Here is a 17,662-nt window from a genome sequence, read left to right as displayed (position 1 = left end):
AGGTTCCAGCATTGTTGTTTAGATTTTGTATAGCAATCTTAGCTGAAGGTTTTGCGCCTACTTCAACACGAGCTTGTTTTGTAAACCTTCCAGTATAGTCAAGACTTAGGTCAAAAACGTGTTTTCCTTTTAGGAGTTCAGCGTTTGATGTAAATTGCCAAGCGCCAGAGTTGTTATTGTAGCGGAGGGATCTTGCATCATCAGCTGAGAGGTTATTAGTTGGGTATTGAGCAGCCCAAACATTTTCAGCACCAAGCTCGGCTGTTTTGATTGGACCACGCCAACGGGAGTTGTCGAGCCAGCTTGCCGCAGCATAGTACATCAGGTCATTGAACCCTAGATTTTTCATTTCTTGTGCCCAAGCCTTGGTAGCTTCGTTGATCCGCTCCTTCATCTTTGCTTCTTCGATGTCGTTGACCATGACAGTATAAGAAGGCAAATTTAATTCTTTTGCGGTTTTTGCAAAATAACGTGCTTCTTGTCGTGCTTCTTCTTCGTTTGTATAGTGAGAGTATGCGTAAGCAGAAACTTGTAAACCGGCTTCTTGTGCATTTTTGATTTGAGAAGGTGCATATGGATTTTTATAACTGGTTCCTTCGGTTAGTTTGACAACCACACCAGCAACCCCTTGTCGTGCTAAAGACCGGTAGTCTTCTGTCGAAATGGTGCCGTTGTGGCTACTAACATCAACAAAGGTAGGTGTAGTTTCTTGTTTTGTAGGGGCAGGAGTTCCATTGTTTGAAGCTGTTCGAAAAGCTGAGTAGCCATTATTGTTAATTTTTTCAGTTTCTGTTTTTTCGGCTTGCTCAGTTTGTTTTTCCGTGTTTCCATCACCTGTGCTTGGAGTTGTGGAGGTTGCAGCAAGTGTCTCTTCTTTATCAGTAGTTGTAGAAGTAAGTTCTTCTGTAGTAGCAAGAACAGGTGCTGTTGTAGGAGTCGGTGACTGACTTGCTTCAGAGATTGACTCGCTAATGGTATTCGTTGTATCAAGTGAGGAACTAGAATTTGTTTCCTGTGCTTCAACACCTCTTGCAGTGATAACAGAGGTTGCAGCAATGGAAGCAATCACCCAAAATTTCCCCTTTTTATACATCTTTTTTCTCATACTATCTCCTAACTGAAATGTTAATTTTTCCTAAATTATACCTTAAAATATTTGAAAAATCAATGAATATTCGAATGAAAATAAAAAAATAAATGTTAATCTTTTATGTTATTTGGTGGATAGATATAAGAAACACTTCCTAAGTAATAGGCTTTTGGATTGAACCAACCACGAAAATTGGCTATGTAGAGATTGTTGTTATAGTTGGATTCTTCAACTTGTATGCGCTCGTCAGTATCTACAGCGACTACAACTGCCACATGACCATAACTTCCATCTTGCCAGCAAGCAATTGCCCCTACTTTTGGAATGTCACCAATCGTAAAACCTTGACTTTGTGCTGAACTAGCCCATTGTCCTGCATTTCCCCAGTAGGAACCAGCCCAAGGGGCTAAAGCTTTAGCGCCCCAAGTACATTGGCCGGTCGGATAAGAATTGGTTTGATTTACAATAGGAAGGGAATTACTTGCCTCTGTTGTGGAAATGTTTTCCTGGGGAAGGTTATAGGTTCCAGCATGAACACTAGTGTTTAGTTTAATGCAAGCTAAAAAGCAAGTTGTGGCAAAAAGTATTTGGATTGATTTCATTGGTATCTCCTTCTATTAAACGAATGTCACTCCTTTATTCGAAGAAGTCATTATAAAATGATAAAAATAAAAAGGAAAATTGTTTTATCTAGAAAAAAGCGAACATATATGGTAAAATAAAAATAAATAATTCGCAAAAGAGGTTGAGAGATGAAACTGTTAGTTGTTGGCTCAGGTGGTCGTGAGCACGCGATTGCTAAGAAATTGCTTGAATCAAAAGACGTTGAAAAAGTCTTTGTAGCTCCTGGAAATGACGGGATGCGATTAGACGGTCTTGATTTGATCAATATCGGAATTTCCGAACATTCTAAGCTGATTGACTTTGCAAAAGCGAACGATATTGCTTGGACCTTTATCGGACCAGATGATGCCCTGGCTGCTGGGATTGTGGATGATTTCAATGCAGTTGGTCTTAAGGCATTTGGTCCGACCAAGGCTGCGGCTGAGCTGGAGTGGTCCAAGGATTTTGCCAAGGAAATCATGGTCAAATACGACGTTCCGACAGCAGCCTATGGGACCTTTTCAGATTTCGAGGACGCTAAGGCCTACATCGAGGAAAAAGGTGCTCCAATCGTTGTCAAGGCAGATGGCTTAGCCCTTGGGAAAGGGGTTGTCGTAGCAGAAACCGTTGAGCAGGCGGTCGAAGCCGCTCACGAGATGCTGTTGGACAATAAATTCGGTGATTCAGGTGCACGTGTGGTCATCGAGGAATTCCTTGATGGGGAAGAGTTTTCTCTCTTTGCCTTTGTCAATGGGGACAAGTTCTACATCATGCCAACGGCTCAGGACCACAAACGTGCCTATGATGGCGACAAGGGGCCTAACACCGGTGGGATGGGTGCCTATGCACCAGTGCCACACCTGCCACAGAGCGTGGTGGATACAGCTGTTGCCACCATTGTCAAGCCAGTCCTTGAGGGCATGATTAAAGAAGGCCGTCCTTACACAGGTGTCCTTTATGCGGGGCTTATCTTGATAGCTGATGGACCGAAAGTCATCGAGTTTAACGCTCGCTTTGGCGACCCTGAAACCCAAATCATCCTGCCACGCTTGACCTCTGACTTTGCACAAAATATTACAGACATTTTGGAAGGCAAAGAACCGGACATCACTTGGACAGACAAGGGCGTGACACTGGGTGTGGTCGTCGCATCCAATGGTTATCCGCTAGACTATAAAAAAGGAGTTAAGTTGCCAGCCAAGACCGAAGGCGACATCATCACCTACTATGCTGGAGCCAAATTCGCTGAAAATGGCCAAGACCTCCTCTCAAACGGCGGACGCGTCTACATGCTGGTCACAACAGCAGACACCGTCAAAGACTGCCAAAATATTATCTACAAGGAACTCAACAACCAAAACACAGAAGGCCTCTTCTACCGAAACGACATCGGAAGCAAGGCCATAAAAGATTAACAGATACTAAAATTGTCATGGCGAGCGAAAGCGAGCCAAAGTAAGATAATGATCGCCGTGGTGAAAAGACCAGAACAGTAAATGTTCTGGTCGGGGGAAACTTTGAGACTTTAGGCTCAAAGTTTAGGAATGAAACCGAAGGTTTGCTTCCGTCCCCACCACCTAAGACCATTATCAAAAAAGAAAAGGATATTAACTATGAAACCAGTAATTTCCATCATTATGGGCTCAAAATCCGACTGGGTTACCATGCAAAAAGCCGCTGAAGTCCTAGATCGCTTCGGTGTATCCTACGAAAAGAAAGTTGTTTCTGCCCACCGTACACCAGATCTCATGTTCAGACATGCGGAGGAGGCTCGTAGCCGTGGCATCAAGGTCATTATAGCAGGTGCTGGTGGCGCAGCCCATTTGCCAGGAATGGTAGCTGCCAAAACAACCCTTCCTGTCATTGGTGTACCCGTCAAATCACGTGCTCTTAGTGGTGTGGATTCACTCTATTCCATCGTTCAGATGCCAGGTGGAGTGCCTGTCGCAACTATGGCGATTGGTGAAGCCGGTGCGACTAATGCTGCTCTCTTTGCCCTCCGTCTCCTCTCAGTAGAAGATCAGGCTATCGCGACAGCATTGGCAGATTTCGCAGAAGAGCAAGGAAAAATCGCAGAGGAGTCTACCAATGAGCTCATCTAAAACAATCGGAATTATCGGTGGCGGTCAGCTGGGGCAGATGATGGCCATTTCTGCTATCTACATGGGGCACAAGGTCATCGCGCTGGATCCTGCGGCGGACTGTCCGGCCTCTCGTGTGGCGGAAATCGTCGTGGCGCCTTATAACGATGTGGATGCCCTTCGTCAGTTGGCTGAGCGATGCGATGTCCTCACCTATGAGTTTGAAAATGTTGATGCTGACGGTTTGGATGCTGTCATCAAGGGGGGTCAGCTCCCTCAAGGAACGGATCTACTTCGCATTTCGCAAAATCGTATCTTTGAAAAGGACTTTCTCTCAAATAAGGCACAAGTGACAGTTGCACCCTACAAGGTTGTGACTTCAAGCCAAGATTTGGCAGATATCGACCTCTCCAAAAGCTATGTCCTCAAGACTGCAACAGGTGGATACGACGGGCATGGACAAAAGGTTATTCGCTCGGAAGCAGACTTGGAAGAGGCTCGTGCACTAGCCGACTCAGCAGACTGTGTCTTGGAAGAATTCGTCAACTTTGACCTTGAAATTTCTGTCATCGTGTCAGGAAATGGCAAGGATGTGACGGTTTTCCCAGTTCAGGAAAATATCCACCGCAACAACATTCTTTTAAAAACCATTGTTCCAGCTCGCATTTCAGAAAGTCTAGCAGATAAGGCCAAAGCCATGTCGGTGCGAATCGCAGAACAGCTCAGCCTGTCTGGAACCCTTTGTGTGGAAATGTTTGCGACAGCTGATGACATTATTGTCAATGAAATCGCCCCACGCCCACACAACTCTGGACACTATTCTATTGAAGCCTGCGACTTCTCGCAGTTTGACACCCATATCTTGGGTGTTCTGGGAGCAGCATTACCAGCTATCAAATTGCATGCACCAGCCGTTATGCTCAATGTACTCGGACAACACGTCGAGGCTGCTGAAAAATATGTCACAGAAAATCCAAGCGCCCACCTCCACATGTATGGTAAAATAGAAGCGAAGCACAACCGCAAGATGGGACATGTGACTTTGTTTAGTGATGTGCCAGATAGTGTGGTTGAGTTTGGAGAAGGGATTGATTTTTAACTTATGATTCAAATTATTGTCAATGCTTTTGTTGCAAAAGAGAGGACTGGAGCTGTCGTCGAAGTCTTGTATGCTAGTAGCAATCACGAAAAAGTGAAAGCTAAATATAAAGAACTAACTGCACACTACCCTGAAAACTATTTAGCCATCTATGATCTGCCTCTGGATACGGATTTGAATACACTTTCTCATTACCCATCTGTGTTTATTGGGAAAGAGGAGTTTGAGTAGGAATCTTGGTTTACATAGATAGCTGATTCTTTAAAGCTTGAGAAGAAAGGAAAAATTAACAACATGATCAACCGTTACTCTCGCCCTGAGATGGCGAACATTTGGACTGAGGAAAACAAATACCGTGCTTGGCTTGAGGTGGAAATCTTGGCGGACGAGGCATGGGCTGAGTTGGGTGAGATTCCCAAGGAAGATGTGGCCTTGATTCGTGAGAAAGCCGACTTTGACATCGACCGTATTTTGGAGATTGAGCAGGAGACGCGTCACGATGTGGTGGCTTTCACGCGTGCGGTTTCTGAGACTCTTGGTGAAGAGCGCAAGTGGGTTCACTATGGCTTGACCTCTACTGACGTGGTAGACACTGCCTATGGTTACCTCTACAAGCAAGCCAACGACATCATCCGTCGTGACCTTGAAAACTTCACTAACATCATTGCTGACAAGGCGAAAGAGCACAAGTTCACCATCATGATGGGTCGTACCCACGGGGTACACGCGGAACCTACAACTTTTGGTCTTAAATTGGCGACTTGGTACAGCGAAATGAAACGCAATATCGAGCGTTTCGAGCATGCGGCTGCTGGTGTGGAAGCTGGTAAGATTTCGGGTGCAGTTGGAAACTTTGCCAACATCCCACCATTCGTGGAAAAATACGTCTGCGATAAATTGGGTATCCGTGCTCAAGAAATCTCTACACAGGTCCTTCCTCGTGACCTCCATGCGGAGTACTTTGCAGTTCTTGCGAGCATCGCAACTTCTATCGAGCGGATGGCGACTGAGATCCGTGGTCTTCAAAAATCGGAACAACGGGAAGTGGAAGAGTTCTTTGCTAAAGGTCAAAAAGGGTCTTCAGCAATGCCTCACAAACGCAACCCTATCGGTTCTGAAAACATGACCGGTCTTGCGCGTGTCATCCGTGGTCATATGGTGACAGCCTATGAAAACGTCGCTCTCTGGCATGAGCGTGATATTTCCCACTCATCAGCTGAACGTATCATCACACCAGATACGACCATCTTGATCGACTACATGCTCAATCGTTTTGGCAATATCGTTAAGAACTTGACCGTCTTCCCTGAAAACATGATCCGCAACATGAACTCTACCTTTGGTTTGATCTTTAGCCAACGGGCCATGTTGACCTTGATTGAAAAAGGGATGACCCGTGAGCAAGCTTACGACCTTGTTCAACCAAAGACAGCTGAGTCTTGGGACAACCAAGTGGACTTCAAACCGCTTCTTGAAGCTGATCCAGAAGTAACTTCACGCCTCACGCAAGAAGAAATCGACGAAATCTTCAACCCGGTTTACTACACCAAACGTGTCGATGAAATCTTCGAACGCATCGGTTTGGGTGATTAAAAATAAAGAAAACAAGGAAACTGCTACTAGTCAGCTACTTTCCTTGTTTTTTTGGCTTTCATGCTAAAAAATCATCTGCAAACGAGATATCTAGAAGCGGGAAGATCAAACTAGGTTTAGCTGAGAGGATTTTAGGAGAGGGCGAAGGTTCTTGGGTTGGAAGAGAGTTTGAAGTATAGGGGAATCGAGCATGCTCTCTGTTTTGGTTGGGTGGAATAGCCATCTTGACCCTGCTCTCCATTTTTCTTTTTAAATAATACTCTTCGAAAATCTCTTCAACCCACGTCAGCTTCACCTTGTCGTACTCAAGTACAGCCTGCGGCAAGCTTCCTAGTTTGCTGATGATTTTCATTGAGTATTAAATGGAAAAATGTTAAATGAATCACTCTATCAATCTACTTTATTCAACATTTAAGAGGTTGGACTTTTGTCCAACCTCTTTTCTATATACTTGTATTAATGTTCTTTTTTCTTTTTCAAACCGTAAGCTGTGAGTACAGTTATAATGCCAGCAGCAGTTAGAGCAGCATTATCTTGGCTTCCTGTGTGAGGAAGTTGTTTTTCTTTAGTCGCTTCTTGTTTTGACTCGCTTCCTTTTTCGTTAGCTATTCTTTCTTGTTTGCTAGCCTCATCGATGACGAACTTGCTTTCTTTGTCTTCTTTTTTAGATAGAGTTTGAAGCTCGAAAGTTGGCTTATTTTCAGCTACTAGCGCTTGTCCTTGTTCATCTCCTTTGTGGGTGATTATCTTAGTACCGACTTCCACGACCTGAGTGACAGGCTCTGTTAGTACTTCGTTACCAACTAAGGTACGTACTTCTTTCCCATCGATAGTGGAAACTTGGTAGAAGTTGCGGCGACTACCTTTTTTCCCAACTGTGATGATTTGCTCTTGTCCAGCTGGGAGTTGTTTGTTTTCACGTTTTTCGATGACAAAGTCAATTTCTTGCGTTTCGGTAACGAGTTCAGGTAGGTATTCAATCAATGCTTTTGATTCACTGTCCTCTAGGCTACCCTTGTTTGTAGCGGCAGCAGAGAGACCTGCTTGAGCTTTTTGCAAGTCTGAAACGAGCTTGTCAACTTTTTCTTGGTCAGCACGGCTGATATTCCAGTCGATTGCCTCTTTTGCAGTAGTAAGTGCTTGGACACTTTCTGCGCTATATCCTTCTAGATTTTCAGGAAGATTAGCTAGTACTTCCCGTAAAGCTTGGTAGTTTGCTTTGAAATAATCTTTATTTTGATCAGCAAAGGCAGTCATCAGATTAAAGAGTTTATCTTCTTCGTAGGCAGTGCGTGGCTCATCAGCCCAAAGTGCAATCATACTACCGACAGTTGGGAGTTGAACTTCTGGATATTTGGTTGAAGGAAGTTGATTGAAAGGTGTTTCTTTTGCTTTTTTAATGGCATTTTCAATCGTACCACCTTCAGTTTTACCTAAAACATAGTACCAGTCACCATTGGTGTTAAGGAATTTATATCCTTTGCTTGCTAGATATTCTGGAGATGCTAGGTAGTAACCCCACCATCCTTTAGACCAGTAAGAAAGAATAACGTCTTTGTCGAATTCGACTTCATCTTCGTCATTGTAGTAGAAACCATCGTTAAAGGCCATTGGTTGTAAGCCACGTTCCTTGGCCATTGCAGCAAGACTATTGGCATGATCAGCGAATTTACCGTATAGTCCATAATATTTGAGGTAGTACCATCCTTGAGAGTCTGTTGCGTCATTAGCATATTCATCTGTACCAAAGTTGAAGATGCTAGTTTTGCCAGCAAAGAAATCCATGTATTTTCCGATGAGAGCCTTGGTGAAGTTCATTGCTTCTTCATTTTCAAGGTCCATGGTAGTTTTAGAGATGTTGTTGAAGTTGGCTTGAGGATTTTGAATGCCCAATTTTTCCATAGCTACCAACAGAGCATCCATATGACCAGGGCTGTTAATAGCTGGAATCAGTCCAATCCCTTTTTCTTTTGCATACTGGATGAGTTCTGTTATCTCTTCTTGGCTAAGGGTAGTACCATTTGGATCATCATAGTAAGCTTTGGTTCCTGTGACGATAGCATTTTTTACGTCGTCACTAGTATAGGTTTTGCCATTTGCTGTGATGGTCATATCATCTAGAAGGAAACGAAGACCATCGTTTCCAAGTAGGAGATGGATATCAGAATAACCCAGCTCACTTGCCTTATCAATGATATGTTTTAGTTGTTCGAGTGAGAAATACTTCCGACCGGCATCAATGGAGACAACTTTACTTTTAGCGAGTTTTTCAAGTTCCTGTTTTGCAGTTTCTTCTTTTTGTGCCTCTGGAGTTAGAGTTAGTTGTCCAATCGCTTGTTGAAGATTAGAGACAGCTTGGTCAATGCGTTCTTGATGTGCGCGTGAGAGATTCGTTTCAAGATTTTGAAGTTCTTTTTTGGCAGTATCAAGAGTAGCAATGCTCTCTTTTGTATAGCGAGTTAAGTCTTGTGGGACCGCATTTAGGGCTTCTTCGGCAGCATCATAGTCAGCAGCAAAGTAATCTGCGTTTGCATTAGCAAAGTGACGCATGAGTTTGAAAAGACGTGATGGTGAATAACGTGCAGATGGAGTATCTGCCCAAGCAGCAACCATACCACCTAGAATCGGGATATCAGCCCCATCTGCTTTTGGTACAGAGGTGATTGGAGTCGTTTTAATACCATTGAGGCCCTGGTCAAGATTGTACCATCCTTGGCCTTCTGCGTTGCGTCCAAGAACGTAGTACCAAGCATCGTTGGTATTGATGATTTGATGTCCTTTTTCAGCTAGGGATTTAGAAGAAGCAACATCATAACCACCCCAACCACCAGTCCACATGGAAACGATGATATCCTTGTCAAAAGTACCAAAACTGGTGTCATTATTGTAGTAGATGCCGTCATTGAAAGCCATTGGCTTGAGACCGTGAGATTTCACGATAGCTGCTAGATCGTTAGCGTATTGAATAAATTTTTCATATCCTTGCTTAGGGAACCCCTTATCAGGGTAGTATTTGTCTGCCTGGAGAACCTGCCAACCTTTTGCATTAGTTGCATCATTAGCATATTCATCTAAGCCGATATTAAAGATTTCGGATTTTTTAGAGAAATAAGCTGCATATTTGTCGATCAGTGCTTTTGTGAAGGCAATGGCTTGGTCGTTATGTAAATCAACTGTACGTTCCGATTTGGTTCCAAAATAGTCAAAGTTAGGATTTGCGATTCCGAGTTCTTTCATCGCATTTAAAATGGCATCCATATGTCCAGGACTATTGAGAGTTGGAATCACTCCGATGTTTTTTTCCTTTGCATAGTTGATGAGATCGGTCATTTGACTTTCAGTTAAGTAGTTGCCGTTTGGATCATCATAGTAGGTTTTATTTCCTTTTTCAATAGCAGCTTTAACGTCATCACTGGCATAAGTTTTTCCGTTAGCGGTAATAGACATATCATCAAGTACAAAACGAAGTCCGTCATTTCCCACTAAAAGGTGGAGATCTGTGTAGCCATAGTGCCGTGCTTTATCGATGATTTCCTTTAGTTGTTCTGGAGAGAAATATTTCCGTCCAGCATCGATAGAAACAATTTTCTTTTTAGCTAATTTTTCTTCTTGTTCAGCTGAAGTATCTGTATTTGCAGGGGTTTCACTGACAGTATCACTTACTGTTCTTGTAGCAGTTTCTAAGTTTGGCTGTGCTTCGTTGGCATCAACAGTGTTTGTGTTTGCTTTTTCAATATCAACTATAGGCGTCTTTAATTCAGTGGTTGATAAATCAACAGTTGGAGCTAGAGTCGGAGTGGAAACAGGTGTTTCAACCTTTGTTTCAGTGACTGGGGTTTCCGAAGTGACTGTGTGCTCAGTTGTTTCAATTTCTTGATTGCTTTCAAGGGCAGTAGTACTGTCTGCCAATACAACTTGTCCTTGCAAGCCAAATCCGATTAAAACAGAGGCTGCACCTACAGCATATTTACGAATAGAAAAACGTTCTTGTTTTTGAAATTTCATCAGAAATTCCTCCTTGACTAGTTTTTGATAGCGTTTACAACATTACCTACATTCTAATATGTAAAAAGGAAAAAGTCAATTATTTTAGCAGATAACTATAATGAGTATAGAAACTCGTAAAATTAGTAGTAGAGTAGTCTACTTTATAAATAGGATGAAAAGTATTAAGAAATAACCATATAAAATAAAAAAATATCTAAATCTTAGAAAAAACACTCCTTATTTAATAAAAAAGAAAAAACATATTTACATTTTTGTTAAAAAGATGTACAATAAAAATGTAGGAAATAACCAAAATAAAAAAGCAAAAGCTGAATATCAACTCTTGCTGGATAAGCTAGTTTCCGTGTTTGGAAGATAGTTTAAATTTGTAATAATCCGCCCGTTTATAGGTCTCGCTGTATTCAAGGATTTGACCTGTTGCTTCTAACTGAGTTACTTTAACTTGCAAGACAGTTGGGAAGTTTTCATCAACACCTAGAAGGTCTGCGATATCTGCTGGTGTCGGGAATACAATTTCATTTGTTTCCTCAAATGATTCATCATTCATATGAATGTGGTAATCTTTTTTGAAACGGTTATAGATTGAGCTGTAGTAGCTCAAGTCAGGATAGTTTGGGTTGACGTATTGTTCTGGTATGTAGGTCTGATGATAGATATAGGCTACATTATCTGACTTGCGAATCCGATCGATTTTATAATAGTACTGTTTTGGTTTTAGTTTTAGTTTTTCTAGATAAGCGACATCGTTTCCTCTTTCGATAGAAAGTACAGTGACTTTGTCGTGATGAGTTGGAAAGATTTCGACATCAGAAAATTCTACTAGTTTGTGTTTACGAGCACGAGAAACGAAGGTTCCTTTTCCTTGTTGACGAACGATATAGCCATCTTTTGCAAGTTCGTTTAGAGCACGCACAACAGTAATGGAACTCACATCATAGAGATTGATGAGTTCAGCTTCAGTATAAAATTTATCACCGTTTTCAAACTGTCCTGAAATAATTTTTTGTTTCAACTCATCTTTGATTTGTTGATATTTTGGAATAGCCATGATTATTACCTCACTTTCTGACATTTCTTCACTATCATTGTACCATAATTTTTAAAAATAAAAAGTTTTTTTGGTGAATTATAAGATTATTTTTTATAGATTGATATATCAGTTAGTGAAAGCGGATACATAAATTTATGTGTAGGTTTTGCCAACTCCATTTACATTTCTATTTCTCTATTTTCTATGCTAATTTTCAATAAAACGATAATTTTTTTAAAAAAGTATTGACAAATTTTCACATACTTGTTATATTAATGAGTGAAAGCGTATGCAATTTAGAAAGTGGGTAGTTCATGGCTAGATTTGAAATCAAAGAGGACTTCTATCTGGATCAGCAACCTTTCAAAATATTGTCAGGTGCGATTCATTATTTTAGGGTACATCCAGAAGATTGGTATCATTCCCTTTATAATTTAAAAGCTTTAGGCTTTAATACTGTTGAAACCTATGTTCCTTGGAACTTGCATGAGCCAAAAGAAGGAAAATTTAACTTCAAAGGCATTGCGGATGTGGAACGCTTTTTAAAGATTGCTCAAGATTTAGGCTTGTATGCGATTGTACGTCCTTCTCCGTATATTTGTGCAGAATGGGAATTTGGAGGTTTGCCAGCCTGGCTTTTAGAAAAAAAAGAGATGCGTATTCGTTCGTCGGATTCTCAATTCTTGGCTTGTATCGAGCATTACTATGAGCAATTGTTACCTCGTTTAGCTCCTTTTGAGTTAGAAAATGGGGGGAACATACTGATGATGCAGGTTGAAAATGAGTATGGTTCTTATGGCGAGGATAAAACTTATCTGCGTGCAGTTAAACGATTGATGCGACGTGCTGGTATTCGTTGTCCCTTGTTCACTTCAGACGGGCCTTGGCGTGCAACTTTGCGAGCAGGGTCAATGATTGAGGATGATATCTTTACGACTGGTAACTTCGGTTCTAAAGCAGATTATAATTTTTCTCAAATGCAAGAGTTTTTTGACGAGCATGGCAAGAAGTGGCCACTCATGTGTATGGAATTTTGGGATGGTTGGTTTAATCGTTGGAAGGAGCCCATTATTCGTCGGGATGGGGAAGAATTAGCAGAAGCTATTCATGAGGTATTAAAAAGAGGTTCAATCAATTTGTATATGTTTCACGGAGGAACAAACTTTGGTTTTATGAATGGTTGTTCAGCTCGTGGAACGACGGATCTTCCTCAGGTAACTTCCTATGATTATGATGCTTTACTCAATGAACAGGGAAATCCGACTGCCAAGTACTTTGCAGTCAAGCAAATGATAGCAACCCATTATCCGGACTATCCACAGCTAGAACCTTTAGTTAAGGAAAGTATAGAAACTTCGGCCTGCCTAGTTGATAAAGTTAGTCTTTTTGAGACAGTTGATAGTATCGCTAAGCCGATAGAAAGTCTTTATCCTTTGTCAGCAACAGAGTTAGGGCAAGGATATGGTTATACACTTTATCAGGTTGAAGATACTTGGGATGCAGATGAGGAACGCTTGCGCGTAATTGATGCTAGAGACCGCATGCAGCTGTACCTGAATGGACATCTACAAGCAACCCAGTATCAGACAGAGATTGGTGAAGACATTTTTTGCAAAGCTAAAAAGAAAGCGCTTGCTCATATCGATATCCTAATAGAAAATATGGGGCGGGTGAATTATGGCCATAAGTTGTTAGCGGATACTCAGACGAAAGGTATTCGTCAAGGAGTCTGCAAAGACTTGCACTTCATGCTTGGTTGGAAACAGTATGCATTAGAGTTAGATACTTTAGATGGACTGGATTTCAGTAAGGAATGGAAGGAAGGTCAACCTGCTTTTTACCGTTATCATTTGCAACTTGATAGAGTTAAGGACAGTTTTATTGATTTATCTGGTTTTGGCAAAGGTGTGGTCTTTGTCAATGGTGTCAATATCGGTCGTTTTTGGGATGTTGGGCCAACCTTGTCACTTTATGTACCACATGGTCTTTTGAAGGAAGGCGAAAATGAAATGATTGTTTTTGAAACAGAAGGTCGCTATCAAGAGACATTACCATTAGTTAGTCAACCTATATTTAAAATTATAAAGGGGGAAAATTTATGACTATTATAGGTTCTCGTATCGATGGACGTTTGATCCATGGACAAGTAGCCAATCTTTGGACTACTAAACTTAATGTTTCACGCATTATGGTGATTGATGATGAGGTCGCTCAAAATGATATTGAAAAAAGTGGCCTTAAACTTGCGACACCAGCTGGTGTTAAGCTCAGTATTTTGCCGATTGAAAAGGCAGCTGCTAATATTTTAGCAGGAAAATATGATAGCCAACGTCTCTTTATCGTGGCTCGAAAACCAGATCGCTTCTTACGTTTGGTTGAGGCAGGTGTACCGCTTGAAACCTTGAACGTTGGTAACATGTCTCAAACACCAGAAACTCGCTCGATTACTCGTTCTATCAATGTGGTAGATGCTGATGTAGAAGCTTTCCAAAAACTCCATGAAAAAGGAGTTAAACTAACAGCTCAGATGGTTCCAAACGATCCAATTTCTGATTTTATGAGTTTATTAAAATAAGAAAATTTTATAGGAGGTCATTGTGATGATACAATGGTGGCAAATTTTACTTCTCACACTCTATTCAGCTTATCAAATTTGTGATGAGTTGACGATTGTTTCCTCAGCAGGTTCACCTGTATTTGCTGGGTTTATTACAGGTCTCATTATGGGAGATATGGGAACAGGACTAACTATTGGTGCTGGCCTTCAGTTGATGGTGCTTGGTGTAGGTACTTTTGGTGGAGCGTCACGTATCGATGCAACATCTGGTGCTGTTCTTGCAACTGCCTTCTCAGTTGCTCAAGGTATTAAACCAGAACTAGCTATCTCGACAATCGCTGTACCTGTAGCGGCTCTTCTAACTTATATGGACATCCTTGGACGTATGAGTACCACTTACTTTGCTCATCGTGTTGATGCTGCTGTTGAACGCTTTGACTACAAAGGTATTGAACGCAATTATCTTTTAGGTGCGATTCCTTGGGGACTTTCTCGTGCTCTTCCAGTTTTCTTTGCCCTTGCTTTCGGTGGTTCTTTTGTCGAAAGCCTCGTTGCCGGTGTTGCAAGTGTTCAATGGATTGCAAATGGCTTGACACTAGCTGGCCGTATGCTTCCTGGTCTTGGTTTTGCCATCTTGCTTCGTTATCTTCCAGTGAAACGTAATCTTCATTACTTAGGTCTTGGTTTCGGCTTGACAGCTATGTTGACAGTGCTTTACAGCAATGTTCAAACCCTTGGTTCCACTATCTCAAGTATCCTAGGAACAGATGTCTTTGCTAAACTTCCTAAAGAACAAGCAATTACATTCGCAAACAACTTTAAGGGTGTTTCTATGATTGGTATGACTGTAATTGGTATTTTCCTTGCAGTGCTCCACTTCAAGAATGGTCAACGCACAGTTGTAGCTACACCAGAAAGTAACTCAGAAAGTGGGGAAATCGAAGATGACGAATTCTAATTACAAACTAACAAAAGAAGATTTTAAACAAATCAATAAACGTAGCTTGTTTACTTTCCAACTTGGTTGGAACTATGAACGGATGCAGGGTTCAGGTTACCTTTATATGTTGTTACCACAATTGCGTAAGATGTATGGAGATGGCACTCCTGAACTCAAAGAAATGATGAAGGTTCATACGCAATTCTTCAATACTTCTCCATTCTTCCATACGATTATTGCAGGTTTTGACCTTGCTTTGGAAGAAAAAGAAGGAGTGAACTCAAAAGATGCTGTAAATGGGATTAAAACAGGTCTTATGGGACCATTTGCCCCTATTGGCGATTCGATTTTTGGTTCACTTGTACCAGCTATTATGGGAACGATCGCAGCAACTATGGCTGCGGCAGGTAGCCCTATTGGTATCTTGATGTGGATTGCAGTTGCCGTAGTTTATGACATTTTCCGTTGGAAACAGTTGGAGTTTGCCTATAAAGAAGGTGTGAATCTTGTAACCAATATGCGTAGTACTTTAACAGCTTTGGTAGATGCAGCTTCTGTTTTAGGTATTTTCATGGTTGGTGGCTTGATTGCTACTATGATTAACTTTGAAGTGAGCTGGGCTCCTACGATTGGAGATAAGGTAATTGACATCCAAGACATGCTCAATACCATTTTCCCACGTTTAGTTCCCGCAATCTTTACAGGTTTCATCTTCTGGCTTTTAGGTAAGAAGGGAATGAACTCTACAAAAGCAATCGTGCTGATTATTGTACTAGCGCTTGCTTTCTCAGCATTCGGACATTTCTTCTTTGGAATGCCTTAATGAGGTAATTTATGGGAAAACAGTTAATATTAGTTAGCCATGGACGTTTTTGTGAAGAGCTGAAAGGCTCTACAGAAATGATCATGGGACCTCAAGAGAATATCCATACAGTTGCACTTCTTCCTGAAGATGGTCCAGAAGACTTTACTAGAAAATTTCAAGCGGTAATCGAAAACTTTGATGATTTCGTAGTCTTTGCAGACCTCCTTGGAGGTACACCATGTAACGTGGTCAGCCGTCTCATCATGGAAGGGCAAGACATCGAACTTTATGCTGGTATGAATCTGCCAATGGTGATTGAATTTATCAATGCCAGCCTGACAGGGGCAGATGCAGATTACAAGGCACGTGCAGTTGAGAGCGTAGTAAAAGTTAACGATTTGCTCGCAGGATTTGATGATGACGAGGATGAATAAGATGTGACAACGTGAAAATCACAGGGAAAATAGGCGAGAGGAGGATGGATCGATGCTCCGACGCTAATCGGTCTTTTTCCCCAAGATTTTAGTTGGAACTCAATTCAATAAGATGTGACTTAGGGCATCTTATATAGAATATACATGGGAATGGGGCTTACTCCCATTCCCATATTTGATAGAAAAAGAGGAACTCTATGCTAAATTACACAAAAGAAGAATTGCTTGAACTGGGTGCAGAAATCACGACTCGTGAGATCTACCAACAGCCTGATGTATGGAAAGAGGCTTTTGAGAGCTACAAGGCCCAAAAAGAGCAGATTGACGCTTTCCTAGCAGCCATCGCTGCTAAACACGATTATATCAAAGTTATCTTGACAGGGGCGGGGACATCCGCCTATGTGGGTGATACCTTGGTGCCATTTTTCAAAGAAAACTATGACGAACGCAAATGGAACTTTAATAGCATCGCGACAACTGATATCGTAGCAAATCCAGAAACTTATCTGAAAAAAGATGTGGCGACTGTCCTTGTTTCCTTTGCCCGTAGTGGCAATTCACCTGAGAGTGTGGCAACAGTTGACCTGGCAAAACAGTTGGTTGACGAACTTTATCAAATCACCATTACCTGCGCAGCAGAAGGGAAATTGGCTCTTCAAGCCCATGGCGATGAGCGTAATCTCTTGCTCTTACAACCAGCAGCTTCCAATGACGCTGGATTTGCCATGACTTCTAGCTTTACGTCCATGATGTTGACAGCTCTCTTGGTCTTTGATTCAACGGAATTTGCTGTTAAGGCGGAACGTTTTGAAGTCTTGACTCGTTTAGCTCGCAAAGTTCTTGAGAATGTGGCAGATGTGAAAGAGTTGGTAGACCTAGACTTTAACCGGGTGATTTACCTGGGCGCTGGTCCTTTCTTTGGACTTGCTCATGAAGCACAGCTCAAGATTTTGGAATTAACAGCTGGTCAAGTGGCGACCATGTATGAAAGTCCAGTTGGTTTCCGTCACGGTCCAAAATCTCTTATCAACGAAGATACAGTTGTTTTGGTATTTGGTACAACGACAGATTATACTCGCAAGTACGATTTGGACTTGGTTCGTGAAGTGGCTGGTGACCAGATTGCTCGTCGGGTGGTACTCTTGAGCGATCAAGTATTTGGTCTTGAGCATGTCAAAGAAGTAGCCCTTGCTTGTGGTGGTGTCTTGAACGATATTTACCGCGTCTTCCCTTACATTGTTTATGGTCAACTTTTTGCCCTTTTGACCTCGCTTAAGGTGGGCAATAAACCAGACACCCCATCACCGACAGGAACCGTCAACCGGGTGGTTCAAGGTGTCATTATTCATGACTTTGAGAAATGAGGCGATTTTTATGAGTAAATTAAAGATAAGTCATCAAAAAGTTCAATATTTGAAGAAG

15 protein-coding genes and 1 pseudogene are annotated in these 17,662 nt (G+C 41.7%); 11 read left to right on the top strand and 5 right to left on the bottom strand.

From position 1 onward, the window contains the following. Together STRDD10_RS08735 and STRDD10_RS08730 are read right to left on the bottom strand one after the other, a co-directional pair. Window positions 1-1,105, bottom strand: a 1,105-nt coding sequence (locus STRDD10_RS08735; RefSeq protein WP_231853401.1) for a GH25 family lysozyme, incomplete at its 3' end; no start/stop codon positions are given. Between the two features lie 95 nt (window positions 1,106-1,200). After that, window positions 1,201-1,554 (bottom strand): annotated as a pseudogene (locus tag STRDD10_RS08730) (CHAP domain-containing protein); the annotation flags it as partial. A gap of 288 nt (window positions 1,555-1,842) precedes the next feature. Between STRDD10_RS08730 and purD the strand changes: the two are divergent. From purD to purB, 5 genes are all read left to right on the top strand, one after another. Beyond that, on the top strand, window positions 1,843-3,108 hold the full coding sequence (purD, locus tag STRDD10_RS08725; protein WP_067195183.1) for a phosphoribosylamine--glycine ligase: 1,266 nt from the start codon (window positions 1,843-1,845) through the stop codon (window positions 3,106-3,108). 198 nt (window positions 3,109-3,306) lie between these two features. After that, window positions 3,307-3,795, top strand: a complete 489-nt coding sequence (gene purE, locus STRDD10_RS08720) for a 5-(carboxyamino)imidazole ribonucleotide mutase (protein WP_067195181.1) — start codon at window positions 3,307-3,309, stop codon at window positions 3,793-3,795. Further along, complete coding sequence (purK, locus tag STRDD10_RS08715) at window positions 3,782-4,873, top strand: 5-(carboxyamino)imidazole ribonucleotide synthase (RefSeq protein WP_067195179.1); 1,092 nt, start codon at window positions 3,782-3,784, stop codon at window positions 4,871-4,873. The genes purE and purK overlap by 14 nt, the downstream gene beginning before the upstream one ends. Window positions 4,874-4,876: 3 nt before the next feature. Then, window positions 4,877-5,104: a phosphoribosylaminoimidazole carboxylase gene (locus STRDD10_RS08710; protein ID WP_067195176.1), complete on the top strand. Its 228-nt coding sequence runs from the start codon at window positions 4,877-4,879 to the stop codon at window positions 5,102-5,104. Between the two features lie 63 nt (window positions 5,105-5,167). After that, complete coding sequence (gene purB / locus STRDD10_RS08705) at window positions 5,168-6,466, top strand: adenylosuccinate lyase (RefSeq protein ID WP_067195173.1); 1,299 nt, start codon at window positions 5,168-5,170, stop codon at window positions 6,464-6,466. A 58-nt stretch (window positions 6,467-6,524) separates the two neighbouring features. On the opposite strand, the gene STRDD10_RS08700 is transcribed toward purB, so the two are convergent. From STRDD10_RS08700 to STRDD10_RS08690, 3 genes are all read right to left on the bottom strand, one after another. Then, window positions 6,525-6,791 carry a hypothetical protein gene (locus STRDD10_RS08700; RefSeq protein ID WP_197458326.1) on the bottom strand — a complete coding sequence of 89 codons (267 nt, stop codon included), beginning with the start codon at window positions 6,789-6,791 and terminating at the stop codon, window positions 6,525-6,527. A 131-nt stretch (window positions 6,792-6,922) separates the two neighbouring features. Beyond that, window positions 6,923-10,471, bottom strand: a complete 3,549-nt coding sequence (locus STRDD10_RS08695; protein ID WP_067195167.1) for a family 20 glycosylhydrolase — start codon at window positions 10,469-10,471, stop codon at window positions 6,923-6,925. A gap of 337 nt (window positions 10,472-10,808) precedes the next feature. Next, window positions 10,809-11,522, bottom strand: a complete 714-nt coding sequence (locus STRDD10_RS08690) for a GntR family transcriptional regulator (RefSeq protein WP_067195164.1) — start codon at window positions 11,520-11,522, stop codon at window positions 10,809-10,811. A 296-nt stretch (window positions 11,523-11,818) separates the two neighbouring features. On the opposite strand from STRDD10_RS08690, the gene STRDD10_RS08685 reads away from it, so the two are divergent. The 6 genes from STRDD10_RS08685 (at window position 11,819) to STRDD10_RS08660 (ending at window position 17,604) form a co-directional block, all read left to right on the top strand. Then, window positions 11,819-13,606, top strand: a complete 1,788-nt coding sequence (locus STRDD10_RS08685) for a glycoside hydrolase family 35 protein (protein WP_067195161.1) — start codon at window positions 11,819-11,821, stop codon at window positions 13,604-13,606. Beyond that, on the top strand, window positions 13,603-14,079 hold the full coding sequence (locus STRDD10_RS08680; protein WP_067195158.1) for a PTS sugar transporter subunit IIB: 477 nt from the start codon (window positions 13,603-13,605) through the stop codon (window positions 14,077-14,079). The genes STRDD10_RS08685 and STRDD10_RS08680 overlap by 4 nt, the downstream gene beginning before the upstream one ends. Window positions 14,080-14,104: 25 nt before the next feature. Continuing rightward, the gene (locus STRDD10_RS08675) at window positions 14,105-15,019 is read left to right on the top strand and encodes a PTS mannose/fructose/sorbose/N-acetylgalactosamine transporter subunit IIC (RefSeq protein WP_067195155.1); all 915 of its coding nucleotides are present in this window, start codon (window positions 14,105-14,107) and stop codon (window positions 15,017-15,019) included. Next, complete coding sequence (locus STRDD10_RS08670) at window positions 15,006-15,824, top strand: PTS system mannose/fructose/sorbose family transporter subunit IID (RefSeq protein WP_067195153.1); 819 nt, start codon at window positions 15,006-15,008, stop codon at window positions 15,822-15,824. Before STRDD10_RS08675 ends, STRDD10_RS08670 begins: the two co-directional genes overlap by 14 nt. Window positions 15,825-15,835: 11 nt before the next feature. Then, window positions 15,836-16,240 carry a PTS sugar transporter subunit IIA gene (locus STRDD10_RS08665; protein WP_067195150.1) on the top strand — a complete coding sequence of 135 codons (405 nt, stop codon included), beginning with the start codon at window positions 15,836-15,838 and terminating at the stop codon, window positions 16,238-16,240. 197 nt (window positions 16,241-16,437) lie between these two features. Further along, the gene (locus STRDD10_RS08660; protein ID WP_067195148.1) at window positions 16,438-17,604 is read left to right on the top strand and encodes an SIS domain-containing protein; all 1,167 of its coding nucleotides are present in this window, start codon (window positions 16,438-16,440) and stop codon (window positions 17,602-17,604) included. Window positions 17,605-17,662 lie beyond the last annotated feature (58 nt).

The organism is Streptococcus sp. DD10 (assembly GCF_001578805.1).
Classification (GTDB): domain Bacteria; phylum Bacillota; class Bacilli; order Lactobacillales; family Streptococcaceae; genus Streptococcus.
The sequence above is the reverse complement of the archived record's forward strand: the minus strand, read 5'-3'. Positions and strand labels throughout refer to the sequence as shown.